Annotated in this window: 20 protein-coding genes and 5 pseudogenes; 5 read left to right on the top strand and 20 right to left on the bottom strand. The window is 55.0% G+C overall.

The genetic code is table 11. The features are described 5' to 3' along the window. Positions 1-125 precede the first annotated feature (125 nt). Positions 126-1,499 (top strand): exodeoxyribonuclease VII large subunit, encoded by a 1,374-nt coding sequence (xseA, locus tag ACMZI0_RS11455; RefSeq protein ID WP_415673058.1) that lies wholly within the window; start codon positions 126-128, stop codon positions 1,497-1,499. 26 nt (positions 1,500-1,525) lie between these two features. Here the strand turns inward: xseA and ACMZI0_RS11450 are convergent, their stop codons facing one another. From ACMZI0_RS11450 to ndk, 11 genes and pseudogenes are all read right to left on the bottom strand, one after another. After that, positions 1,526-1,756 carry a zinc ribbon domain-containing protein gene (locus tag ACMZI0_RS11450; protein ID WP_415673057.1) on the bottom strand — a complete coding sequence of 77 codons (231 nt, stop codon included), beginning with the start codon at positions 1,754-1,756 and terminating at the stop codon, positions 1,526-1,528. Positions 1,757-1,775: 19 nt separating this feature from the next. After that, a pseudogene (locus ACMZI0_RS11445) lies at positions 1,776-2,737 on the bottom strand (AEC family transporter). An 89-nt stretch (positions 2,738-2,826) separates the two neighbouring features. Continuing rightward, the gene (gene der / locus ACMZI0_RS11440; RefSeq protein ID WP_415673056.1) at positions 2,827-4,317 is read right to left on the bottom strand and encodes a ribosome biogenesis GTPase Der; all 1,491 of its coding nucleotides are present in this window, start codon (positions 4,315-4,317) and stop codon (positions 2,827-2,829) included. 143 nt (positions 4,318-4,460) lie between these two features. Continuing rightward, positions 4,461-5,630, bottom strand: a pseudogene (bamB, locus tag ACMZI0_RS11435) (outer membrane protein assembly factor BamB); the annotation flags it as partial. Positions 5,631-5,640: 10 nt separating this feature from the next. After that, complete coding sequence (locus tag ACMZI0_RS11430; protein WP_415673118.1) at positions 5,641-6,261, bottom strand: YfgM family protein; 621 nt, start codon at positions 6,259-6,261, stop codon at positions 5,641-5,643. 13 nt (positions 6,262-6,274) lie between these two features. Then, positions 6,275-7,549: a histidine--tRNA ligase gene (gene hisS / locus ACMZI0_RS11425; protein ID WP_415673055.1), complete on the bottom strand. Its 1,275-nt coding sequence runs from the start codon at positions 7,547-7,549 to the stop codon at positions 6,275-6,277. 134 nt (positions 7,550-7,683) lie between these two features. Then, positions 7,684-8,805 (bottom strand): flavodoxin-dependent (E)-4-hydroxy-3-methylbut-2-enyl-diphosphate synthase, encoded by a 1,122-nt coding sequence (gene ispG / locus ACMZI0_RS11420; protein WP_415673054.1) that lies wholly within the window; start codon positions 8,803-8,805, stop codon positions 7,684-7,686. Between the two features lie 40 nt (positions 8,806-8,845). Then, positions 8,846-9,844: a cytoskeleton protein RodZ gene (gene rodZ / locus ACMZI0_RS11415; RefSeq protein ID WP_415673053.1), complete on the bottom strand. Its 999-nt coding sequence runs from the start codon at positions 9,842-9,844 to the stop codon at positions 8,846-8,848. Then, positions 9,834-10,607 (bottom strand): type IV pilus biogenesis/stability protein PilW, encoded by a 774-nt coding sequence (pilW, locus tag ACMZI0_RS11410; protein WP_415673052.1) that lies wholly within the window; start codon positions 10,605-10,607, stop codon positions 9,834-9,836. Before pilW ends, rodZ begins: the two co-directional genes overlap by 11 nt. A gap of 189 nt (positions 10,608-10,796) precedes the next feature. Continuing rightward, positions 10,797-12,005, bottom strand: a complete 1,209-nt coding sequence (locus tag ACMZI0_RS11405; RefSeq protein WP_415673117.1) for a bifunctional tRNA (adenosine(37)-C2)-methyltransferase TrmG/ribosomal RNA large subunit methyltransferase RlmN — start codon at positions 12,003-12,005, stop codon at positions 10,797-10,799. Positions 12,006-12,197: 192 nt separating this feature from the next. After that, positions 12,198-12,629 (bottom strand): nucleoside-diphosphate kinase, encoded by a 432-nt coding sequence (gene ndk / locus ACMZI0_RS11400; RefSeq protein WP_415673051.1) that lies wholly within the window; start codon positions 12,627-12,629, stop codon positions 12,198-12,200. A gap of 379 nt (positions 12,630-13,008) precedes the next feature. Here ndk and ACMZI0_RS11395 point away from each other — a divergent pair. The 4 genes and pseudogenes from ACMZI0_RS11395 (at position 13,009) to ACMZI0_RS11380 (ending at position 17,709) form a co-directional block, all read left to right on the top strand. Continuing rightward, positions 13,009-14,567: pseudogene (locus tag ACMZI0_RS11395) on the top strand (PTS transporter subunit EIIC). A 13-nt stretch (positions 14,568-14,580) separates the two neighbouring features. Further along, positions 14,581-15,960: pseudogene (locus ACMZI0_RS11390) on the top strand (6-phospho-alpha-glucosidase). A gap of 86 nt (positions 15,961-16,046) precedes the next feature. Further along, positions 16,047-16,896: pseudogene (gene sseA / locus ACMZI0_RS11385) on the top strand (3-mercaptopyruvate sulfurtransferase). Between the two features lie 21 nt (positions 16,897-16,917). Further along, positions 16,918-17,709, top strand: coding sequence for a MurR/RpiR family transcriptional regulator (locus ACMZI0_RS11380; protein WP_415673050.1), 792 nt, complete (start codon positions 16,918-16,920; stop codon positions 17,707-17,709). Between the two features lie 34 nt (positions 17,710-17,743). Here ACMZI0_RS11380 and sseB read toward each other — a convergent pair whose 3' ends face one another. From sseB to ACMZI0_RS11335, 9 genes are all read right to left on the bottom strand, one after another. Continuing rightward, entirely contained in the window at positions 17,744-18,544 is an 801-nt protein-coding gene (sseB, locus tag ACMZI0_RS11375; RefSeq protein WP_415673049.1) for an enhanced serine sensitivity protein SseB, read from the bottom strand. Positions 18,545-18,574: 30 nt separating this feature from the next. After that, complete coding sequence (pepB, locus tag ACMZI0_RS11370; RefSeq protein WP_415673048.1) at positions 18,575-19,873, bottom strand: aminopeptidase PepB; 1,299 nt, start codon at positions 19,871-19,873, stop codon at positions 18,575-18,577. Between the two features lie 76 nt (positions 19,874-19,949). After that, a complete protein-coding gene (gene iscX, locus ACMZI0_RS11365; protein ID WP_415673047.1) occupies positions 19,950-20,150 on the bottom strand; it encodes a Fe-S cluster assembly protein IscX in 201 nt (66 codons plus the stop codon). Positions 20,151-20,162: 12 nt separating this feature from the next. After that, on the bottom strand, positions 20,163-20,498 hold the full coding sequence (gene fdx, locus ACMZI0_RS11360; protein ID WP_415673046.1) for an ISC system 2Fe-2S type ferredoxin: 336 nt from the start codon (positions 20,496-20,498) through the stop codon (positions 20,163-20,165). A 2-nt stretch (positions 20,499-20,500) separates the two neighbouring features. After that, positions 20,501-22,351: a Fe-S protein assembly chaperone HscA gene (hscA, locus tag ACMZI0_RS11355; RefSeq protein ID WP_415673045.1), complete on the bottom strand. Its 1,851-nt coding sequence runs from the start codon at positions 22,349-22,351 to the stop codon at positions 20,501-20,503. 90 nt (positions 22,352-22,441) lie between these two features. Then, positions 22,442-22,960, bottom strand: coding sequence for a co-chaperone HscB (gene hscB, locus ACMZI0_RS11350; protein ID WP_415673116.1), 519 nt, complete (start codon positions 22,958-22,960; stop codon positions 22,442-22,444). A gap of 87 nt (positions 22,961-23,047) precedes the next feature. Next, positions 23,048-23,371 (bottom strand): iron-sulfur cluster assembly protein IscA, encoded by a 324-nt coding sequence (gene iscA, locus ACMZI0_RS11345; protein WP_415673044.1) that lies wholly within the window; start codon positions 23,369-23,371, stop codon positions 23,048-23,050. 73 nt (positions 23,372-23,444) lie between these two features. Continuing rightward, positions 23,445-23,831 carry a Fe-S cluster assembly scaffold IscU gene (gene iscU, locus ACMZI0_RS11340; RefSeq protein ID WP_195315164.1) on the bottom strand — a complete coding sequence of 129 codons (387 nt, stop codon included), beginning with the start codon at positions 23,829-23,831 and terminating at the stop codon, positions 23,445-23,447. Between the two features lie 24 nt (positions 23,832-23,855). Next, positions 23,856-25,070 (bottom strand): IscS subfamily cysteine desulfurase, encoded by a 1,215-nt coding sequence (locus ACMZI0_RS11335; protein WP_415673043.1) that lies wholly within the window; start codon positions 25,068-25,070, stop codon positions 23,856-23,858. Positions 25,071-25,110 lie beyond the last annotated feature (40 nt).

Genomic DNA, 25,110 nt, shown 5'->3' with positions numbered 1-25,110 from the left:
AATCGGTTGCCTCCAGATTTTTTTTATAAAAAAACTTGATTAACCTTTTAGGCAAGGTAGTATCGGTTAATTAACCCTCTGTTTTGAAATTTGATCTCGCTCACTAAATCGGGTTAGCCAACGCCATGTCCCAAGCGCCTTCATCCGCTATTTTTACCGTCAGCCGCTTAAATCAAACGGTCAGACAACTGCTAGAAATGGAAATGGGGCAAATCTGGCTCTGCGGCGAGATTTCCAACTTCTCCCAGCCCTCCTCAGGCCACTGGTACTTTACGCTGAAAGATGAGCGCACTCAGGTACGCTGCGCCATGTTTCGCACTAGCAATCGACGCGTAACGTTCCGTCCACAAAACGGGCAGCAGGTGCTACTACGCGCCACGATAACTCTGTACGAACCGCGCGGTGATTACCAACTGCTGGCAGAGAGCATGCAGCCCGCGGGCGATGGCCTGCTGCAACAGCAGTTCGAACAGCTAAAACAGCGGTTAGCCGCAGAAGGTTTATTCGATCAGCAGTTCAAGCAGGTGCTGCCGCGCCCAGCCAACAGCGTCGGTGTCATCACTTCACCCAGCGGGGCTGCACTTCACGATATTCTGCACGTGCTACAACGGCGCGATCCGGCGCTGCCCGTGGTGATTTATCCGAGTCAGGTGCAGGGCGAAGACGCTCCACCGCAAATTGTGCGTGCCATTCAGCTTGCTAACCAGCGGCAGGAATGTGACGTATTGATCGTTGGGCGTGGCGGCGGTTCGTTGGAAGATCTCTGGGGCTTTAACGATGAGCGGGTGGCACGTGCCATCTTTGCCAGCCGAATTCCCGTGGTCAGCGCCGTCGGCCATGAAACCGACGTCACTATCGCCGATTTCATCGCTGACTTGCGCGCCCCTACGCCGTCGGCGGCGGCTGAGTTGGTCAGTCGCGATCGTAACGAACTGCTGCGCCAGCTACAGGCACAGCGTCAGCGGCTGGAAATGGCGATGGATTATTCACTGGCACAGCGCCAGCGCGATTTCTCCCGGATCTATCATCGCTTGCAGCAGCACCCGCAATTGCGCCTGGCGCGTCAGCTTAATCAATTGATCACCCTGAGCCGCCGGCTTGATGAAAGTATGCAGCAGCAGCTTCGGCGCGCAACCCTGCGCAGCGAACGGTTGCAGCAAAGGCTGACGCAGCAGCAGCCGCTTTCACTCATTCACCGTGCTCAACAGCACCTGCAACATGTGAAGTATCAATTGCAACGGCTGATCACTCGCCAATTGAGCGAGAATAAGCAACGGTTAGGTGAAGTTTGCTCTCATCTGGAAGGCGTCAGTCCGCTAAAAACACTGGCTCGCGGTTATAACGTGACCACCACGCCATCCGGGCAAGTTTTACGCGCTACTGCGCAAGCCACCCCCGGCGACACGCTAAAAACTCGATTGCAGGATGGCTGGGTAGAAAGCCAGGTCACACAGGTCACGCCAGACGCCAAAAAACGTACATGCCGGAAAGCGCCATAGCGCCTCCCGCCGGCTCAACACCGCCGTTATTCCTGCACTGGCAGGTAGCTAAACAGCACGCGTTGACGAGAGATTAAACCGTGGCCCTGTTGGCAAAAATAGCTGACGGAACCGCAGGCGGATAGCGTTTGTAGCGGCTGCTGGCATTCAGGGCAGCGTGCTTGTTGTTCAAAACGTTGATGACACTGCGAGCACTGAAACTGACTGTCATGCCGCCGGTTCATGGTGTGTTGACAATGCGGGCACAACGTTTCCATCGGATTCTCCCTCTCAGTCTTAAGCGATGCCCCAGACGCGTAACAAATAAACGCCTAAAGCCGTTGCAAAAAATGAGCCTACCGTGGCCATGGCGATAATGTTGGCTGCCAGCGTGGCGTTGCTGCCCATGGCCCGTGTCATAGCATAGCTGCCCGCTGCGGTAGGGGTTGAGGCAAAGAGAAAGATGATACCCAACTGCACACCACGAAAACCCACCAGCCAGCCACCGAGTGTAAGCAGGCCTGGCACTACCACCAGTTTAGCCACAGTCGAGGGCGCCGCAACGTTACTGGTACGCAGCATGGTCTTGAAATCCAGACTTGCACCTGCGCACAACAATGCCAACGGTAGCGCCAGAGAAGAGATCTGCTGACCGGTTTGCCGAACCACTTCGGGCAGCGCCAATCCAGACTGGGAATAGCACACGCCCAGTAACAGCCCAATAATCAGCGGGTTGGTCGCAATACTGGTTAACAGCGCTTTCTTGCTGACGCTGCCACCATCCTTACCGCGCCGCAAGCTGCGCGTTAAAGTGATCACTGACAGCACATTGAACAAGATCACGGTGATGGTCAGGTAGAGCGAGCCTACCGCAATCCCCTGCTCACCATAGGCGCGCACCGTGAAAGCCAGCCCCATAATACCCGTGTTGGATCGAAATCCCCCCCTGAACGAAAATACCGCGCTCACGGGGATCTTTCATCAGATAAACAGCGGCATACTCGAGCAATAAAAACGTGGTAACGGTGCCCACTGCACCATACAAGATCATGGGTAGATGCGTGGCAATTGACTGTTGACTGGTCGCCACGCTGAAAAAGAGCAGGAAAGGCAACGCCAGATTAAACACCAACTTCATTGCCGAATCGCAAAAGGCATCATCCAACTGCCCCAAAAGGCGCAACCCCATGCCAATTAGCAGAATAAACAGGTTGGGCATGGTGACATTAAAGGTAAAACTCCAGGTTTCCCCAAGACATAACTTACGATTTCATAGAGGGTTAACGGTCATCGCCAGCCAAAGGCCATAATAAAAATATGGAGAATCATCGATTCTGCCCCATTCGGATTATTTACCTTTCTTGATGTGTTGCATCAAGCGCTTACGCTTACGCAGCTGATTTGGCGTGAGAGTATTACGTTTCTCGGCAAAGGGGTTCTCCCCCTCTTTGAACTGAATACGAATGGGCGTGCCCATCACGTTCAGCGAACGGCGGTAATAGTTCATCAGGTAGCGCTTGTAGGAATCCGGCAGGTCTTTTACCTGATTGCCGTGGATCACCACAATCGGTGGGTTGTAGCCCCCGGCATGCGCATATTTCAGCTTCACGCGACGACCGCGTACCAGCGGCGGCTGGTGATCGTCAGAAGCCATTTGCATGATACGCGTCAACAACGCGGTACTGACCCGCTTGGTCGCGCAGGTGTAGGCTTCGTGCACCGATTCGAACAGGTTACCTACGCCACTGCCATGCAGTGCAGAGATGAAGTGCACGCGCGCAAAATCAATAAAGCCAAGGCGCAGATCGAGCATCTCTTTCACCTGCTCTTTGATCTCCTGCGATAACCCGTCCCATTTGTTTACCGCAATAACTAGTGAACACCCGGTATTGAGAATAAAGCCCAACAGCGAGAGATCCTGATCGGAAATGCCTTCACGTGCATCGATCACCAGCAGCACCACATTGGCATCTTCGATCGCTTGCAGCGTTTTGATCACCGAGAATTTCTCTACGGTTTCCGTCACCTTGCCGCGCTTACGCACCCCGGCGGTGTCGATCAGCACATATTCACGACCATCGCGCCCCATCGGAATGTAGATACTGTCACGGGTCGTTCCCGGCATACCATACACCACCACGCGCTCTTCGCCGAGAATGCGGTTGGTCAGGGTCGATTTGCCGACGTTGGGGCGGCCAACGATGGCCAGTTTGATCGGCATGCTTTCCGGATCGAAGGTATCTTCGATTTCCCCTTCTCCTTCAGCCTCGGTATTTTCGCCCAATTGCCCCGCCCAATAGGCAGCATTGGCTTCTTCTTCCGTCAGCTCAACCGGTTCATCTTCTTCTTTGGCATAAGGCAGCAGCACGTTTTCCAGCAAAGACGTCACACCGCGACCGTGAGAGGCCGCCATCGGGTACACTTCCCTCAGCCCCAGCGCATAAAACTCTGCCATTGCGCTGTCGGCATCAACGCCATCAATTTTGTTGGCGACCAAAAAGGTCGCTTTTTCGCGGCTGCGCAAATGCTGTGCAATGCCCTTGTCCGCAGGCATCAGGCCCGCGCGCGCATCCACCATAAACAGTACGATATCCGCTTCTTCAATGGCGACCAGCGATTGCCCCGCCATACGGGTTTCCACGCCCTCTTCCGAGCCGTCGATACCGCCCGTATCAATGATAATGAACTCCTGCCCTTCCACTTCAGCCCGACCGTACTTACGGTCACGCGTCAGCCCAGGAAAATCCGCCACCAGGGCGTCACGCGTACGCGTCAGGCGGTTAAACAGGGTAGATTTTCCCACATTCGGGCGCCCAACGAGCGCGACGACAGGTATCATTTCACAACCTCATTAATTATATTTCAACATGTTACAGCGAATCAGCCCGCTGACATTTAAAAGACGAAACGGCCCCTGATACCTTCAGGAGCCGTTTCGAGGCGCGCTCTGCATAGGTAGTGCAGCCCAGAGACGATCTTTTTTGCGTATACGTCGCCGTTCTTCGCCTGAATCAGCAGCTTGTCACTGGCAACAACCGGATCGCTCAGGAAACCGGCGCTGTCCACTTTATGCTGCGCCACGAAGCGGCCATCCGCAGTATTGATCCAATGCAGGTAACCTTCGGAGTCACCCACCACCAGATAGCCATTGTACAACGCTAGACCGGTCAGGTTACGGTGCAGCAGATCGCTTTGTCGCCACAGATTAGCGCCACCGTTGGTGCTGAGTGCCACCACCCGATCGTTTTGATCCACGACGTAAATGCGATCCCCATCAATGATGAAATCCTGCACGCTGCCCAGCTCACGTTTCCACACAATCTGGCCAGAGCGCAGATCCAGCGCGGTCATATTGCCGTTATAGCCCAGAGCATATACCAACTCACCGGCAACCACTGGCGTAGTATCGACGTCGTTCAGGCGATCGATTTCGGTCGCGCCACTCGGCTGAGAAATACGCTGTTGCCAAATCAACTGCCCTTGGTTGATCAGCACCGCATTCACACGACCATTGTCACCGCCTACAATAGCGGCACCAAACGCCGTTGCGGGCGCAGATTCACCGCGCAGTGAAAGCGTCGGGATATCCAGATTGACTGTCCACTTGATGGCTCCGTCGCTTTCGTTCAACGCTTGCAACATGCCGTTACTGGTGTGCACCAGCACCACACCATCGCTCACCACCGGGCGCGATAACACTTCACCCGCCGCTGTGGCTTGCCACGCGATTGTACCGTCTGCCGCATTGAGCGCAAATACCTCAGCGCGTTCGCTACCGACATATACGTGATCGCCGGAAACTGTCACACCGCCGGAAAGCAGCGCCGATTCACGCGAAGAAAGAAGCCCACGTTTGGTGGACAGATCGGCGCGCCACAGCTCTTTGCCATTCGCCAAATCCATCGCCTTCACCAGCCCTTTGCGATCGGCAGCAAAGACACGATCGCCCTGCCAGGCCGGACGCAAGTTGGAATAGTGCCCGTCAAGGCCGCTCCCGACAGAACTGCTCCAGACTTTGGTCGGCGTAAACTGGTTTTCTACCTTGGGCAGCGGAGACATGGTCACCACGTCTTCTTCGCCGCTAAACAATGAACATCCGCTCAAAAAAGCCAGAGAAAGCATCCCAACCACAAGTGTTTTACGCAATTGCATGACGTTCCTCTTAGCCCGGCAGGTTATTTAATTTCATACGCAGCAACGCCTGCAATGCCTGCGGCGGATTCGCCGCTACCCCTTTGTCATACGCCGCGCGCGCGGCCGCGTTATCGCCTTTGCTCACTAGCGCATCACCGCGCACGTCCGCCACCATGGCAGCCCATCCCGCCTGCGTGATGGTATCCAGCGTTTTCAACGCGTCATCCGCTTTGCCTTGCTGCACTTGAACACGCGCCAGACGCAGCGCCGTCAATGCTTGCAAATCGACATCTTTGGTTTTCGTCAATGCCGTGCGCAATTGGGTTTCCGCCTGAGCGAACTCCCCTTTATCTGCGTGATAGCGCGCCAGTTGCAAGGAGGACAACACGCCATAACTATTTTTGTTCTCGCTCGAGAATTTCTCCGCCGCTGAAACGCCTGGTGCATCCCCTTTTGCCAACGCTTCACTGGCCTGCTGGTAAGCCAACGAGGAGGACATAGCTCCTTCAGACTGATGATTCTGCCAGAAACGCCACCCGACCAGGGCACCGATACCCAGCACAATACCTACCGCCAGCGCTTTACCATTTTCAATAAAGAAGCGGCGCAACGCATCAACTTGCTCATTCTCAGTGGTATAGACTTCCACGGTGTCTCTCTCCTCAATCCAGTAACGTTGCCAGACGCGCGGCAACATCCGCCTGCGCCAAAGTATCCTGCTCGCCGCTGCTCAGATTCTTCACAACCACCTGACCGGAAGCCACTTCATTCTCGCCCAACACCAGCGCGATACGAGCGCCCCATTTATCCGCGCGGGCAAATTGCTTCTTGAAATTGCCGCCGCCGTAGTTGGTCATCAGTTTCAGCTCCGGCAGCGCATCACGCAGCTTTTCGGCCAGTTGCATGGCCGCTGACTGCGTGACGACGCCGGAGGAAATCAGATACACATCCACGCCAGGCAGTGCTGCGAAATCCGGGTTAACAGACTGCACCAACAGCACCAAACGCTCCAGCCCCATGGCAAACCCGACTGCAGGTGTGGCATGCCCGCCGAGCTGTTCCACCATGCCGTCATAACGGCCGCCCGCACACACCGTACCCTGCGAACCAAGACTGGTCGTCACCCACTCGAACACCGTACGGTTGTAATAATCCAGGCCGCGCACCAAACGCGGATTCACCGTAAATGGGATACCCGCTTGCGTTAAAAGTTCACCCAGTTGCTCAAAGTGTTGGCGAGATTCGTCATCCAGATAATCCGTCAGCACCGGCGCGTCATTGAGAAGTGCCTGCACCTGCGCATTTTTGGAATCCAGTACACGCAACGGATTGGTATACATGCGACGCAAGCAATCGTCGTCCAGTTGATCCTTGTGTTGCTCCAGGAAGGCAATCAGCGCTTCACGGTAGCGCGCACGCGCCTCCAGCGAACCGATAGAGTTCAGTTCCAGCGCAACATGCTCAGCAATGCCCAGTTCACGCCACCAGCGCGCACTGAGCAGGATCAGTTCAGCATCGATATCCGGCCCTTGCAGACCAAATACTTCACAGCCCAACTGATGGAATTGACGGTAGCGTCCTTTTTGCGGACGCTCGTGGCGGAACATCGGCCCCATATACCACAGGCGTTGCTCCTGATTATAGAGAATGCCGTGTTCGATACCGGCGCGCACGCACCCTGCGGTCCCTTCCGGGCGCAGTGACAGGCTATCCCCGTTACGGTCTTCAAAGGTATACATCTCTTTTTCGACCACGTCTGTCACTTCGCCAATCGCGCGTTTAAACAACGGCGTCTGTTCAACGATAGGCAGACGGATTTCACTGTAGCCGTAACTGCGGAGTACTTTTTTCAGGCTATCTTCAATACGCTGCCATAAGGCCGTTTCGACAGGCAGATAATCATTCATGCCGCGTATAGCTTGGATATTTTTCGCCACGTCAGTTCTCTATACGTTTTAAAATCGTTTGTCCAATGGAACCCGATTATAGGGGGTTCAACACGCTCTTTTCAACGTTGAAGCCACCACCGGGTTCAGGCGTGCGTTATCGTCGCTGACGATGCGGTGGCGGATTATTTGTCTACCACATTCACCGTGATGCGCTTGGTTTCGTCCAACATCGCCGCTTTGGCGCGAATTTTTGCTTCCAACTGGTCAATCATGTCGTCGTTGTCAAAGCGCCCTCTCTGGCGCACGCCATCTTCATAAAAGCCGCTTTTCTTGTTACCACCGGTCACACCCAGCGTTGAGACCAGCGCTTCTCCCGGCCCGTTCACCACGCAACCGATAATGGAAACGTCCATCGGTGTGATGATATCTTCCAGGCGCTGTTCCAGAGCGTTGACCGTGCCGATAACGTCAAATTCCTGACGAGAACAGGTGGGACAGGCGATAAAATTGATGCCACGTGCGCGAATGCGCAGCGATTTGAGGATATCAAAACCGACTTTGACTTCTTCAACCGGATCGGCCGCCAGTGAAATGCGCAGGGTGTCGCCAATCCCTTCCGAGAGCAACAGGCCCAGACCGATAGCCGATTTGACCGCGCCGCTGCGTGCGCCGCCCGCTTCCGTGATCCCCAGATGCAACGGCTGATCGATACGCGCCGCCAGCAAGCGGTAAGACTGCACCGCCAGAAACACATCCGACGCTTTTACGCTCACCTTAAACTGATCGAAGTTGAGACGATCGAGGATGTCCACGTGACGCATTGCGGATTCCAACAGCGCTTCCGGCGTGGGCTCACCGTATTTTTCCTGAATATCCTTTTCCAGCGAACCGCCGTTGACCCCGATGCGAATAGGAATGTTTTTATCGCGCGCGCAATCGACCACGGAGCGAATACGCTCTTCATTGCCGATATTACCGGGATTGATACGCAGGCAGTCCACGCCGTATTCTGCCACTTTCAGTGCAATACGGTAGTCAAAATGGATATCCGCCACCAGCGGAACATTGACCTGTTGTTTGATCAGTTTAAACGCTTCCGCCGCGTCCATAGTGGGCACAGAAACGCGAACAATATCCACACCAACACGTTCAAGCGATTTAATCTGTTTTACCGTGGCGTCCACATCGGTGGTTCGGGTATTGGTCATCGATTGCACAGCAATCGGCGCACCGTCACCAACAGGCACCTTGCCGATGTAAATACGCGTTGATTTGCGGCGGACGATGGGTGCAGGGTTATGCATTACTTCTTCTCCACATTTACAGCATCACCGGCGCAGGAAATTACTCCGCGGCCAGCGTCAGACGAGCAATCTGGTTGCTTCTTACAAACCGGCTCAAATCCACCGGTTTACCTTGATACTGAATTTGCACGGCCGCTGGTGCACCAATCTTCAGTCGATAGGGCGCCTGACCACTCAGATTTAACGCGCTGCCGCTACGCTGCACGCCGCTGTAGAGTTTTTTGCCTGCGGCATCTATCACTTCAAGCCAGCAGTCAGCGCTGAACGTCATGGCAATGGTATTGCCAGCGTCACCCGCAGGCGCTGTGTTTGTCGGCGTGGTGCTGTCTGCCGCCACTGGAGGATGAGTTACCGCGGAGGCGCTGGGCTGTTGCCCGTTGTTTGCCTGCGGTGCCGTCACCGGCGCACTCTGGGTATTTGTGGTCGGCGTTGTGTTGGCCGCAGGAGTATTGACCGGCACCGAACTCGCAGCGGTGTTGGCACCTTCAGGCGCGGCTGGCGCAATCTGCGTCAGATCGATGGTCTGCGAACCCCAATTATCCAGCGGAACAACCGTTTGGCCATCAGAACCGTCCGGCGTATTGGCGGCAGCATGATCGACCATTGAGCTGATCTCCTGCTGCTGCACCTGATAATTCTGCCACCACCAGGCACCGGTTAATCCTAACACCACCAGCACCACCAACCAGGTGAAGGACATCAACCAACCGTCGCGTTTCTTGCGGCTTTTTCCCAAGGCAAAGCCTTGCATTGACGTCACGTTAGCGATTTTCGGCACCACGTGTTTATCCAATACCGGCAGCAGTTCACTTTCCGGCAAATGTACCAGCTTGGCATAAGAGCGGATATAACCGCGTAAAAAAGTGGGCGCCAAATCGGGAGAGGTACTGCCCTCCTCGATCTCTCGCACGGTGGTCACTTTGAGGCATAAACGTTCAGCGACAGTTTGCTGCGTCAAACCCATATGCTCACGCGCCTGACGCAGACGCTCGCCAGGAGTGGCAGGGGTGGTATTTTCTAGAGTGGCTTCAGTATTCATTAGCTAAGAACTGCTGGTACTGTTTAGAGTGTGGAAAACTTCGCGCCAGCCTGTCGCCATGATAGTTACGCTCATCATCACGGCCCGCCAACGCGGCGAAACGAATCTCTAACCATAGACTCTCGGCACTGGCCGGAAGGCTATGGTGATAAATATCCAAAAGGTGCCTGGCTTCATTAAATTGTCGGACGGCCAGTCGATGCCCGACTTCACTGAACACCCTGTCGCCTTTTGTCGGGTCATAGTGTAGCGCCCGAACTAAAAATGTGCGTGCCTCATCACATTTTCCCGCTTTGAAATGGCAGTATCCCGCGTTTTCCAAAGCCTGCGCAACTTCCCGATAATCAAGGCGTTGCGCCGCAGCGCTGAACTGTTTCTGCGCCGCTACATACTGCCCTAAACTACAGAGAAACGCACCGTAATTATTCATTACGCTGGCATTTTCCGGTGCCTGACGCAGTGCTGTTCGATAGTGCTGTTCTGCTGCACCATATTCGCCAATACGCTGTTCGTACAACGCCATGCCCAGTTGGGTACGATAATCACCTGGAGCGGCCGCAACGGCGCAAGTCAGGTTACGTCGCGCCGCGTCAAGATCATCTCGCGCCAGATAGGCCATACCCAGTTGCAATCGTGTAGTAATCAACGTGTCATTCGCTGACGAGCGCTGCACCTTGGCACACCCGGTCAACAGTGACAGTACGATGCTAAGCACAAATAAAACAAAACGTTGTACATACTCTTGCTGAATACGAGGTGTCATCCTGACCCTCCGTTGATCAACGGATTCCCTGTCCGTACGCTCCCGCTCCCACTGCTGCCGCTTCCCTTACAAGCTTCCCCGCGTATTCAGCAGATACACGGTAAGATCACGGACGCCATCATATGCCGATGAAAGACATTTGGCATCCTGATTCGATACCTTTGCCATTTCATTAAGCACATTAAGACATTAGACCGCTTTTACCTGAATTGGTTCACCGGCACGTTTGGTTCTCAGCGTACGCTTGGTACGATCGACCACTTCGCCCGCCAACTGGCCGCAGGCCGCATCGATATCATCACCACGCGTCTTACGCACGATGGTGGTGAAACCATACTCCATCAGCACCTTGGAGAAACGATCTACACGGCTGTTGGAACTGCGTCCATACGGTGCGCCCGGGAACGGGTTCCAGGGAATCAGGTTGATCTTGCAAGAGGTATCTTTTAAACACTCGGCAAGCTGATGCGCATGCTCGGTGCCGTCGTTGATGTGATCCAGCAACACATATTCCACCGTGACGCGTCCTTGGTTGGCATTGGATTTTTCCAGGTAGCGACGCACGGCGGCCAGAAAGGTGGCAATGTCATACTTCTTGTTAATCGGCATGATTTCATTACGGATTTCATCCGTCGGCGCGTGCAGCGATATCGCCAGAGCAACATCGATCATATCGCCCAATTTATCCAGCGCCGGCACCACACCAGACGTGGAGAGCGTCACGCGGCGCTTGGACAAACCAAAACCGAAATCATCCAGCATGATCTCCATGGCGGGCACCACGTTGTTCAGATTGAGCAACGGCTCCCCCATGCCCATCATCACCACGTTGGTGATTGGACGTTGGCCGGTTACTTTCTGAGCGCCGATAATTTTCGCGGCTCGCCATACCTGACCAATGATTTCCGACACGCGCAGGTTACGGTTAAACCCCTGCTGCGCGGTAGAACAAAACTTGCACTCAAGGGCACAGCCCACCTGTGAGGAAACACAGAGCGTGGCGCGATCTTCTTCCGGGATGTACACGGTTTCGACACGCTGCCCACCGACCAGAATCGCCCATTTGATGGTGCCGTCCGAGGAACGCTGCTCAGCGACCACCTCCGGCGCACGGATTTCGGCAATCTGCTGTAGCTTCTGACGCAACACCTTGTTGATGTCCGTCATTTCGGCGAAATCATCGCTACAGTAGTGATACATCCACTTCATCACCTGATCGGCGCGGAACGGCTTCTCGCCAATAGAAGCAAAAAAAGCGCGCATTTGCTGACGGTTCAAATCCAACAGGTTGATCTTTTCACCGTCGGTTTTAACGACAGGTGCCGCATCAGCAGCAGTGGAGGAACAGGTGGTGGCAGACAGGGTAGTGCTTTCCGCCAAAGACGGGGACTGGGACATGCTCATAATGGTAACTCTTGGCCTCGTTATTACACGTTGTGGCGCGACAGATGACGACGTTTTTGATAAAGAAACGCCCCGGACAAACAGTGCGTGCTCATCCGGGGCGCGGCATTGTACAAAGTTTAAAACAGCGATGCTACCGCCGTCGCGTTTTTTTACGTTTGGCGGAAGAAAAACCGCCGCAGCGGATTAACGGCAACGCAGGCAGATCTCTTCGGCGCTGAAGAAGTAGGCTATCTCACGCGCGGCAGATTCCGGAGAATCGGAGCCGTGTACCGCGTTTTCGGTGAAACTGTCCGCATAATCAGCGCGCAGCGTACCTGCCAGTGCATTCGCCGGATTGGTGGCCCCCATGATGTCACGGTTGCGCTGAATGGCGTTTTCCCCTTCCAGCACCTGCACCATAATCGGCCCTGAGGTCATGAAATCCACCAGCCCGTCAAAAAACGGTTTGCCCTGATGCTCGGCGTAGAAGCCTTCTGCCTGCTTGCGGCTTAACTGCACCATTTTCGCTGCCACAATCTTGAATCCGGCGCTTTCAAAACGCGTGTAAATGGCACCGATGGCATTCTTGGCTACGGCATTGGGTTTTACGATGGAAAAGGTACGTTCTACCGTCATATTGACCTCATTATGTCACAAGCGAATAACGACCGGATTAGAAGAATTATCATACCAGTCAGTGAAAGTGCCGCCGATTATAGGGTGGCAGCATTCCCTTGCCTACCGGCTTATATAACATTTTCTTAAAAAAATCGTATCTTTTTGTCACGTCATTATGCGCATAGAGACAGGGGCGAACAAATGCCCGTACCACGGCAATCGCTGCGCGATCACACTTCCCAGAGTAATTTGTTACCTTTTGAGTAATTTGTTTTTAAAACAATAATATAACTGGAATTACTGCATGATTCACTGCTAGGCTTTGCCTGTACGCTACTCCTTCTCAGGTTACACCTGACAGACGTTACCCTTAACAATAGCACGAAGAGGGCAAAAAATGAAAAGAGCCGTCAATGCGTTGCAGAATTTCGGCAAATCACTGTACGGTCCGGTGCTGATCCTGCCAATCGTCGGGTTGTTTATCGCGTTTGGCAAGGTGTTTGGTAACGGCAACCTGGCCGAATATCTGCCTTTGCTTCACCACCCCATGATTCAGAATTTTGGTCAACTGATCGCCAAATCCGCCGTTGCCATTCTGGCCAACCTGGCGCTGGTGTTTGCCGTCGGTATCCCCATCGGCCTTGCCGCGCGGGACAAAGGTTATGCCGCCTTGATCGGGTTGGTGACCTTTATCATTTTCATCAACGCGATGAATATTACGCTGCAACTGCAAGGCAAACTGGTGCCCGCAGCGGAGATGCGCCCTGCCGGGCAAGGCATGGTACTGGGCGTGCGGGTGCTGGAGATGGGCGTGTTCGCCGGTATCCTCATTGGTGCATTTGCCGGTTATTTGTTTAACCGTTATTCCAGAAAGCAGTTTAATGGCGTGATGGCCATCTACTCCGGCCACTGTTTTGTAACCATTTTGGCGATCTCCAGCGCGATCTTGCTGGGTTTTGTCATGAGTTCCGTCTGGCCCTATGCCCAGCACGGCATCAGCGCACTGGCTTTTGCGATCAAAGGCGCAGGGCCGTTCGGCGTGGCGATTTACGGCTTCCTTGAGCGCATTCTGATCCCGACAGGGCTGCATCATCTGGTCTACACCCCGTTCCTCTATACCGAAGTGGGTGGAACCGCAGACGTGTGCGGCAAATTGTATCAGGGCGCACGTAATATTTATTTCGCCGAAATGGCGTGTCCGAGCGTCACGCAACTGAGAGCCCCACCGTCGCCCGGGATGCACGCGGCATCAGTAAAATGTTCGGCCTGACCGCTGCGGCACTGGCGATGTATGTCACTGCCAAGCCAGAAAAACGCGTCGCAGCTAAAGCGATTCTTATTCCCGCGGCCTTTACCTCTTTCCTGCTCGGTGTCACCGAGTCGCTGGAATTCTCCTTCCTGTTCGTCGCGCCGTTACTGTTTGTGGTGCACGCGGTGTTGACCGGGCTGGGCATGATGCTGTTCTCACTGCTTGGCGTACATGCCATTGGCGCTAACGGCGTGATTGATTTCCTGCTCTATAACCTGCCGCTGGGCATCGCCAAATCTAACTGGCCGATGTACATCGCGGTCGGTCTGACCATGTCGGTGATTTACTTCTTTGTCTTCCGCACCCTGATTCTTTACTTCGACATGCCAACGCCAGGACGTGAAGCGGATGAAGACGAGACACGGCCCTACTCCAAAACCGACTATCAAAGCAAAGCGCAGGAAAAAGGCAGTAACGTCCCAGACGGTGCCACCGTTATCGCCGGGCTGGGCGGCAAACCCAATATTGAGGTGGTGGATAACTGTTACACCCGACTGCGCGTAACAGTGAAAGACACCGCGCTGGTCGACGACCAACAGTTGAAAACTACCGGTGCCAAAGCTGTTATCCGTCAGGGCAACAACGTCCAGGTGGTGTACGGCCTGCATGTGAAAACCGTTCGTGAAGCCGTAGAAAATGCGCTTTAAAAGGAGACAGACGATGACCAAACCCCCTTTCATCCTGACCATTGCCGGCGGCGGCAGCACCTATACGCCAGGCATTGTGAAAAGCCTGATGGTACGCCTGACGGACTTCCCGCTCGCCGAGATCCGCCTGTATGACATCGACAGTCAACGTCAGGACACCATCGCTCCGGTGGTCGAAAAGGTGATTCGCGATCACAGAGACAGTATTCGTTTCTGCGTCACCACCGACCCGGAAGTGGCCTTTTCCGGCGCACATTTTGTGTTTGCGCAGATGCGCGTTGGGCAATACAAAATGCGCGGGCAGGATGAGAAGATCCCGCTACGTCACGGCGTCGTTGGGCAAGAAACCTGCGGTCCCGGTGGACTGGCTTATGGCCTGCGCACCATTCTGCCGATGGTGGAACTGATCGATCTGGTTGAGCGCTTCGCACACAAGGAGGCCTGGATTGTTAACTACTCCAATCCGGCTGCCATTGTTGCGGAGGGGATCCGTCGCCTGCGCCCTGACGCGCGAGTGCTCAATATCTGCGATATGCCGGTGGCGGCGATGCGCAATATTGCTGCGGTGCTGGGCGTAAACCGCGAAGAGATCACCGTTGATTACTTCGGCCTGAATCACTTTGGCTGGTTTACCCGCGTGTTGGTAGACGGTGAAGATCGCTTACCGCAGTTGCGTGAGCATATCGCACGTTATGGCCTGCTGACAGCGAATGCTGCCGACACCGATCCCCAGCACGCCGATCCCTCCTGGGTGAAAACCTAGCGCAATATCAAGCCGGTAATGGATCATTTCCCGGAATTCGTGCCGAATCCCTATTTGCAGTACTATCTGATGCCTAACGACATCGTCGCGCATCAGGATCCCAACTACACCCGCGCCAACGAAGTGATGGATGGACGTGAGAAGAAGCTGTTTGCCGCCGCAGCCACCTATAAACAAACCGGCATTTTACCGGATGCATTCCATGTCGGCGTGCACGGGGCGTTTATTGTCGACGTAGTCTGCTCACTGGCGTTTGATCTGCGCCAGCGCCATCTGGTGATCGTTGAGAACAAAGGGGCTATTGCCAATCTTCCCTATGATGCGATGGTGGAAGTGCCTGCCTATATTACCGCTCATGGGCCGGAACCGGTGCGCATGGTGAATGTGCCTACTTTCCACCGTGCGCTGCTGGAGCAGCAGTTGGCCTCCGAGCAATTACTGGTGGAAGCGACCCTTGAAGGCAGCTACGAGAAAGCGTTGCAGGCGTTTACCCTCAATCGTACCGTGCCCACCATGCAACATGCCAAAGCGATCCTTGATGAGATGATCGCGGCGAACCGGGAATATTGGCCGCAGTTGAAACAGGCCTACCGCGACGGCGTGGCGGTGAACACAGGTAAATCCGAATAGCTGCTTGTCGGAAAAGGAAAAATGGCTGACAATATTTACCACTGTTTCACTCAGGGTGGCACGCACCATCCTTGCGTGGGGTTTATATGTCAGCTTCCTCTTCCCGTTTATTTGTTTCCGCCGACTGGCCCGCGGAGCATCTGGCTTCCGATGACATCACACTGATCGATGCGCGCATGTTACCTCCGGGTGAAACCAGCCGGGATATCGATGCTGAATACCGCTCAGGGCATCTGCCCGGCGCGGTTTTTTTTTGATATTGAAGCGCTGTCCGATCCCAACACCTCGTTACCCCATATGATGCCCAGCGCGGAAGCTTTCACCAGCACCGTGGGCGAATTGGGTATCAGCGACCAGCAATCGCTGGTGATTTACGATGAAGGTAACCTGTTCTCTGCCCCGCGCGCCTGGTGGATGTTAAACCACTTTGGTGCTCGTCAGGTGGCCATTCTTTCCGGCGGGCTCGCCGAATGGAAAGCGCAGGGCTATCCCATTGAGCAGGGAGAGGCGCATCCCACAAAAGCGCATTTCAACGCTGTACTGACCGAAGGCGCGATCCGTTCTCGTGAAGAGGTGCTGGCGATCAGCCGCGATGGTTCAGCGCAGATCGTCGATGCGCGCCCCGCCCCGCGTTTTCGGGAAGAAGTGGATGAACCCCGCCCGGGCCTGCATCGCGGCCATATTCCCGGTAGTCTGAACGTGCCATGGGGGGATCTGGTGACACAGGGTACCCTGAAACCCAGCCCTGAACTGGCAACCATTCTGCATAAAGCGGGCGTGGATTTCAGCCGCCCGATTGTTGCCAGCTGCGGTTCCGGCGTAACAGTGGTGGTAATCCTGGCACTTACGCAGTTGGGCGTGCCCAATGTCACATTTTACGACGGCGCCTGGAGCGAATGGGGCGGTCAGGACGATACCCCTATCGCGCAAGGTTGATTGCCGCGCAGGAGCATCACGATGGATAGCCGGTTGACGTCACTGGTTCATCACGGCAGAGATCTGACGCGTGCAGAGCATCGCGTGCTGGTTTTTATCGCCGAGCATGCGTCATTGATCGGCAAAATCACGGTGCGTGAACTGGCGCAGCAAACCTATGTTTCTACGGCGACCATCGTGCGCCTATGCCAAAAAATGGGATTCAGCGGCTACAGCGAATTCATCTACCACTGCAAACAGCTGCTAGCCGAGATACCACGCGCGTCTGCTGCTAGCCACTCCCCCCTTGCCAGCGACGGCATACCCGAAGCCTATCGCCATTTTGTCGCCAACTACGAAAAAACCTTCGCGTACGTGACGCCCGCTTTGATGGACGCCTTCTGCCATATCTTGCGCCACGAGAGCCATTTTTTTCTTTACGGTGCCGGGTTCTCTCATTTGTTCACCGAGTATTTCGCCAAAAAACTGCAAATACTCGGCAAAGATGCGTTTGTCTCCGGCCTTGGAGACAGTAAAGGGATTTTTCTTAGCAATGCGCCCAAATGCCAGATTTTTATCGCGATCTCGCGCAGCGGAGAAACCGAGCAGGTGATTGAAAAAGCGCAAATCGCCAGGAACATCGGCATGACGGTCGTCGCATTCACCCGCGCGTCGTTGAATCCACTCGCCAACGTGGCAGATTTGCATTTTCGCTTGCATGATGACGCCGTTCATTTTGCTGCCGAAGCAGGAGAGGTCAGCTCGTTCGAGTCCAATCTGGTGCTGCTGATTGATTTACTGCTGCTGCGGGCGACCACGGGCAACCCGGAGTAGATGGCATCCCCTGACAGGGGATGCATAAGGTCAATTACGCTTTGCCCGTCTGTTTGAACTCGCGCAGGAAGCTACCCCACTTACGCTCATAAAACGGCGTGGCGTGGTGCAGAAAATAGTGGCTTACGCCGTCCTTTTCTTCCTTATCGACAAGACAAATATCCACCGGCTGATCGCCCACGACGGTATCACTGGCAACGGTGCCCACCGCCTGAACAACTGCCTCAACCTCGTTCAAATCGACCAGTTCCAGAGCGATCAACAGATTAGGCTCCGCTTCACCTTCCTGAATCTGCGCAACCCACGCACGGCGCACCGGACGGTGCTTGGCAAGCAGTTGCGTCAACGAATCAATCATCTGATCGGGGGAGGGATCTGGCTGGCTGAGATGCACTTCCATCGGTTGTTCAACAACGCGGCTTTGCACAAAGCCATTGCCTTCTCCCGCCAGCATATGCTCCACCTCCTGCGGCAGGAACTCTTTGCCGTAGGGAAGTTTAGGATTAAGGAACAGCGTTTGCCCCTGCGTCAATTCAAACAGCGAGCGCGCAGGCAGCGCCAGAAAAGAGGCTTCCGTTGAGATAGCCATCTGCAACGCTTCCAGTGAGGAGAAAAATGGGATAGCCGTACTGCCATCCAGTTTTTCCCAGTGCTGGATCTCAACCTGGCTGCCAACAGGCAGCGTACTGGCTCCCTGTTCGCTCGCGTCATCGCTGTTGCCGATGATATAGACGGTCGCGTCCATCAGTTCAGTGAAAAACTCAGGCCGATGAGCAGGCTCGGTAGTCGCCTTCATCAGTACCTCTTCCAGCTTGTTTTGCGGTGTAAATGTCATACTTTTATTTCACTCAAGCCCTATTTTCACTCAGTCCTGGTCTCCGCTCAGCAGCAGATTAGCCAGCGTGCGCACGCCCAAACCGGTCGCTCCGGTCGCCCACTGCTCCACCGCCCCTTTGCGATAAGTGGCAGAGCAGTCAATGTGTAGCCAACCTTTTTGGTAAGACGACACAAAATGCGACAAGAACGCCGCCGCCGTGCTGGCACCAGCGCTGTTCGCCGCGCCTGCGACGTTATTCAGCTCAGCAAAACTGGACGGCAGTTGTGAGCGGTGGAACTCTTCCAGGGGTAAGCGCCAGAACGGCTCGTTTTCCTGTTTGGCATTGGTGAGCAGGCGTTCAGCAAAGGCATCGTCAAAACTGAACAGGGCGTGATAGTCGTTACCGAGCGCGGTTTTCGCCGCACCGGTGAGCGTCGCACAATCGATAATCCACTGCGGGGTTTGCGCACTGGCGTCGATCAGGCCATCCGCCAGCACCAGACGCCCTTCCGCATCGGTGTTCATGACTTCAACCGTCTTACCGTTACGGTAGCGCAGAATGTCCCCCAGACGGAAAGCATTACCGCTCACCATATTATCGGCGCAACACAGGTAGATTTTTACGCGACGGGTTAATCCTTGTGCAATTGCCAGCGCCAACGCGCCGGAAACCAGCGCCGCCCCACCCATATCGGATTTCATGGAATCCATGAACCCACTCGGCTTCAGGCTGTAACCGCCGCTGTCAAAGGTGATGCCCTTTCCCACCAGACAAGCAAACACCGGTGCATCCGGGCTGCCGGTCGGGTTAAAATCCAGCGCCAGCAACACTGGCGGGCGTTCAGAACTGCGCCCCACGGTGTGCAGACCGATATAGTTTTGATCGCGCAGATCTCCACCCTTGGTAATGCGATAACTGACAGCATTGCCGCCCACATCGTGCAGCAAATCCACCGCACGCGTTGCCAGTTGCTCTGGCCCCAGATCTTCTGCGGGCAGGTTAATGGTATCGCGCACCCAGTCGACGACCTTCAAGCGCAGATCCAGCGCCTTACGCTGCGCATCTTCCAACGGTGCCCATTCAACGGTACGTTTACCTTTCGGTGCACGATATCCTTGCCAGAACGCCCAGCTGGTTTCCAGATCCCAACCTTCGCCAACCAGCTTGACGTGCTTGATACCTTGCCCATCAATCTTGCGCCCCGCGCGTTGAATGGTGCCCAGCGCAGCCCCTGCAGGCAGATGAATAGTGAATCCCTGTTCGTTCGCGCTTAACGACGCTTTTTCTCCCCAGCGCGCATCAGCGGGCTGGGTGGAGAGTGAAATCTGCATAGCTTCGCTTGTCATATCAGCTCCGTGGATAATTTACTTAACAGCGGTTAGCGCTGAAAAAAAGGGCCGCCCGTCAGGCAGCCCCGAATAATCATTCTGCTTCGTCTAGCCACACCAGCAGTATCGTTTCCAGGATCTTTTCGTTGGAAGCATCCGGTGCATCATCAAACTCATCCAGCTCGCAAATCCAGCGGTGCATGTCAGTAAAACGCACCGTTTTCGGGTCCGTATCGGGAAACGCGTCATACAGCGCTTCACCAATGGCACGGCTGTCTGTCCATTTCAATCCCATATGCGGCTCCTGTTAATGCTCGCGGGCATGGTTAATGGTGTAACGCGGGATCTCAACCACCAGATCGTCGCCCGCTACACGCGCCTGACAGCCCAGACGACTTTCTGGCTCCAGCCCCCAGGCTTTATCCAGCATGTCGTCTTCATCTTCTGTGCTTTCCGCGAGAGAATTAAACCCTTCGCGCACAATGCAATGGCAGGTGGTGCACGCACAGGATTTCTCGCAGGCGTGTTCGACTTCAATACCATTGCGCAGGGCGACGTCCAGAATCGTCTCGCCCGCTTTGGCTTCCAATACCGCGCCTTCAGGACACAAATCCTGATGAGGCAAAAAAACTATCTTAGGCATGCTCACACCTCATCCACAGAGTGTCCTGCCAGCGCCCGACGAATGGAAGCATCCATGCGACGCGCGGCGAACCCCTGGGTTTGTTGATCTACTGTTTTTATTGCGGCTTCAATCAGCGCGACGTCATTGCCTGCACTCACCTGTTGCAACGCCGACACCGCCTGAGCGATGGCCGCCTGTTCTTCGCGACTCAGCAAGTCCGCATCGGCTGCCAGCGCGCTTTGCACGCTTTCCAGCACCCTTGCCGCTTCGACTTTCTGTTCCGCCAACATACGTGCCGCCACGTCGCTTTGGGCATTCTGCATCGAATCGGTGATCATCGCAGCGATTTCATCATCGCTCAGTCCATACGACGGTTTGACCTGAATCGATGCTTCCACGCCCGTGGATTTCTCCATCGCCGTGACGCTCAGAAGGCCATCTGCATCCACCTGGAAGGTGACGCGAATGCGCGCACCGCCTGCGGGCAGCGGCGGAATGCCGCGCAGCGAGAATCGCGCCAATGAGCGACAATCCGGCACCAGCTCGCGTTCCCCTTGCAGCACATGGATCATCATGGCGGTCTGACCATCTTTAAACGTCGTGAACTCCTGCGCACGCGCCACCGGGATGGTGGTGTTGCGCGGAATCACCTTCTCGACCAGACCGCCCATGGTTTCCAGACCGAGTGAAAGTGGAATCACATCCAGCAGCAGCATCTCGCTGTCCGGCTTGTTACCCACCAAAATATCTGCCTGAATGGCGGCGCCCAGCGCTACCACTTTATCTGGATCGATCGAGGTAAGGGGCGTACGGCCAAAGAAATCGCCTACGCGCGAGCGCACCAGCGGCACGCGGGTTGAGCCCCCCACCATCACCACTTCCTGCACTTCATCCGCCTGAACGCCCGCGTCTTTCAGTGCCCGACGGCAGGAAAGCAGCGTGCGTTTTACCAGCGGCTCGATAAGCGCATCAAACTGTTCACGGCTCAACTCTCTCTGCCAGCTTCCAACCTGCACCGTCACTGACGGCGCAGCGCTAAGCGCAACCTTGGCGCACAGCGCGGTTTCAATCAGTTCGCGCTGCACGCGGGCATCAGACCGATCGTCGACGCCAGCCTGCTCACGTAACCATTCCACCAACAGGTGATCGAAATCATCGCCGCCGAGCGCAGAATCACCGCCGGTTGCCAGCACTTCAAACACCCCGCGACTTAAACGCAGAATGGAGATATCAAAGGTGCCGCCGCCAAGATCGTAGACAGCAATCACCCCTTCCTTGCCTGAATCCAGCCCGTAGGCGATTGCTGCCGCCGTGGGTTCATTCAACAAACGCAGCACATGCAGCCCGGCCAGACGCGCGGCGTCTTTAGTGCCCTGGCGCTGTGCGTCATCAAAATAGGCGGGAACGGTGATCACCACGCCATCCGGCACGCCGCCCAGCGCCGCTTCAGCACGTGCCGCCAGCGCAGAGAGGATATCGGCAGAAACGTGAATCGGGTTTTTGTTACCAGCGGCGGTTTGCAACACGGGCAAGCCGTTGTCGCTGGCCTGAAAGTGATAAGGCAGATGCGGATAGCGCTGCTGAATATCGGCCAGCGAGCGCCCCATCAGTCGCTTGACAGAGCTGACGGTATTGGCCGGATCGTTCACCGCCTGCGCCTGCGCCGTCCAACCGACGTCGATGCTTTCTGCGCCGTAGCGAACCACCGACGGCAGCAGTTCACGCCCTTCGGCATCCGCCAGCGTTTGTGCTTCGCCGCTGCGCACCGTTGCCACCAGCGAGTTGGTAGTGCCTAAATCAATCCCCACCGCGAGACGGCGCTGGTGTGGTGCCGCGCTCAGGCCAGGTTCACTAATTTGTAATAGGGCCATATTGAGCTTCCATCAATTGGCTGTCGGTGCCACAGTTGCGCCGACGAGAGAAAAAAGGACGTTATTCGATTATGTGCATCACTGCGTAGATTAGCGATCCAGCAGTTGTTCTTCGAGTTGTTCCACCTGCTGTTGCAGCTTATCCAAAAAGCGGAGTTTGCGCACTGTATCTGCGGCCACAGACCACGACGCCTGCGCCAATTCGGACTGCATCTGCGCACTGCGCTGCCGTATCATGGCCGTTAACTCGTTAGCAAAATCAGCCAGCGCGGCTTCAGCATCTGCCTGATGCGAAATCGCATCCAACTGCTCGCGCACTTCCAATTGCTCCATCAGAAAGGCGGTATCGCGCATCGTGTGTTGCTCGTTACCCAGATCAAAACCGTGCAACGATAACATATATTCAGCGCGTTTCAGCGGATGTTTCAGCGACTGGTAAGCATCATTAACCGTAGCAGCCTGCTGGATTGCCAGCAGACGCTCTCGCTCGGGAGCCGTGGCGAAACGATCGGGATGAAACTGACGTTGCAGTTCCTGATAACGAGAAAGGAGCAGGCTGCCATCCACGTTGTAGTGAACCGGCAGCCCGAATAACGTAAAGTAATCCATAGTGTGCTCGGACATTCTGGCGCTAACGGGTAGCCGCCCTGCGCCAATGCGTCATGAGCATACCCCCGTTAACACGGGCAAAACGAATCAGACCGTAAAGCTTTCGCCGCAGCCGCATTCGCCGTTAACGTTGGGGTTATTGAACTTGAACCCTTCGTTCAAACCTTCTTTGACGAAATCCAGTTGCGTGCCGTCGAGGTAAACCAGGCTTTTGCCATCAATGATGACTTTCACCCCTTTATCTTCAAACACCACATCGTCGTCGTTAAGGTCGTCAACAAACTCAAGCACATAAGCCATGCCAGAGCAACCTGACGTCCGCACGCCCAGGCGCAGGCCGACGCCTTTGCCTCGATTTGCCATAAAAGTGCTTACACGTTGCGCTGCGCTATCGCTAAGAGAAATAGACATACAACAACCTCGGTATCGTTAGCACGCCTGCTGCCCAACGTATTCACGCCGGGCAGCACGGTTCGCTGACAGATTATTTCGCTGTGCGTTTGCTTTTGTAATCTGCAATCGCTGCTTTGATGGCATCTTCCGCCAGAATAGAGCAGTGAATTTTCACCGGCGGCAGTTCCAGCTCTTCAGCGATCTGGGTGTTTTTGATCGCTTCAGCTTCGTCCAGCGACTTGCCTTTCACCCACTCGGTGATCAGCGAACTGGAAGCAATGGCCGAGCCACAACCGTAGGTTTTAAAACGTGCGTCTTCAATAATGCCGTTGTCGCTGACTTTGATTTGCAATTTCATTACGTCGCCACACGCCGGAGCGCCCACCATACCGCTGCCAATCGAGGGATCAGCATTGTCAAAGGAGCCGACGTTGCGCGGATTTTCGTAATGATCAATAACTTTTTCGCTGTATGCCATGATTAAGGTTCCCCGTGCCGCGAATTAATGATGAGCCCATTCGATAGTGGTCAGATCCACGCCCTGCTTGAACATCTCCCACAGCGGGGAAAGGTCACGCAGGCGCCCGATGGATTTCTGTACCAAATCGATGGTGTAGTCGATCTCTTCCTCGGTAGTAAAGCGGCCGAGAGAGAAGCGGATCGAGCTGTGCGCCAATTCATCATTCATGCCCAGCGCACGCAGCACATAGGATGGCTCGAGGCTCGCAGAGGTACAGGCAGAACCGGAAGAGACAGCTAGATCTTTCAGCGCCATGATCAGGGATTCACCCTCGACATAGTTGAAGCTGACGTTCAGGATATTCGACGCGCCCTGTTCCAGGTCGCCATTGAGGTACACCTCTTCAATATCCTTGATGCCGTTCCACAGACGGTGACGCAGTGCGCTCAGACGAGCCACTTCCGTTGCCATCTCTTCTTTGGCAATACGGTACGCTTCACCCATGCCGACGATCTGGTGCACAGGCAGGGTACCGGAACGCATACCGCGTTCGTGGCCACCGCCGTGCATCTGAGCTTCGATACGGATACGGGGTTTACGACGCACATACAGCGCGCCAATGCCTTTCGGGCCATAGATTTTATGACCGGAGAAAGACATCAAGTCCACTTTGATCTTGCTGAGATCGATAGGCAGTTTGCCCACGCTCTGCGTCGCATCGACGTGGAATACAATGCCACGGCCGCGACACATTTCGCCGATAGCCGCGATATCCTGCACCACACCGATTTCGTTGTTCACGTGCATGATGGAAACCACAATGGTGTCTTCACGCATTGCCGCTTCGAGCTCATGCAGATCGATAATACCGTTACGCTGCGGCGCAAGGTAAGTCACCTCAAAGCCTTCACGCTCGAGCTGACGGCAGGTATCCAGCACGGCCTTGTGTTCGGTCTTGCTGGTAATGATGTGCTTGCCTTTCTTCTGATAGAAGTTGGCAGCCCCCTTGATGGCCAAGTTGTCCGCTTCGGTCGCGCCTGAAGTAAACACAATCTCACGCGGATCGGCACCGACCAGATCGGCGATTTGGTTACGCGCGATATCCACCGCCTCTTCCGCCTGCCAACCAAAGCGGTGAGAGCGGGAAGCCGGGTTGCCAAACGTACCGTCCAGGGTCAAAAACTGCATCATTTTTTCAGCCACGCGCGTATCAACCGGCGTCGTGGCTGAATAGTCTAGATAAATGGGTAACTTCATTGCTCATAAACTCCGTACATCACTTCAAAACGTACAATGC

The organism is Symbiopectobacterium sp. (assembly GCF_047692315.1).
In the GTDB taxonomy this organism is placed as follows: Bacteria; Pseudomonadota; Gammaproteobacteria; order Enterobacterales; family Enterobacteriaceae; genus Symbiopectobacterium.
The sequence above is the reverse complement of the archived record's forward strand: the minus strand, read 5'-3'. Positions and strand labels throughout refer to the sequence as shown.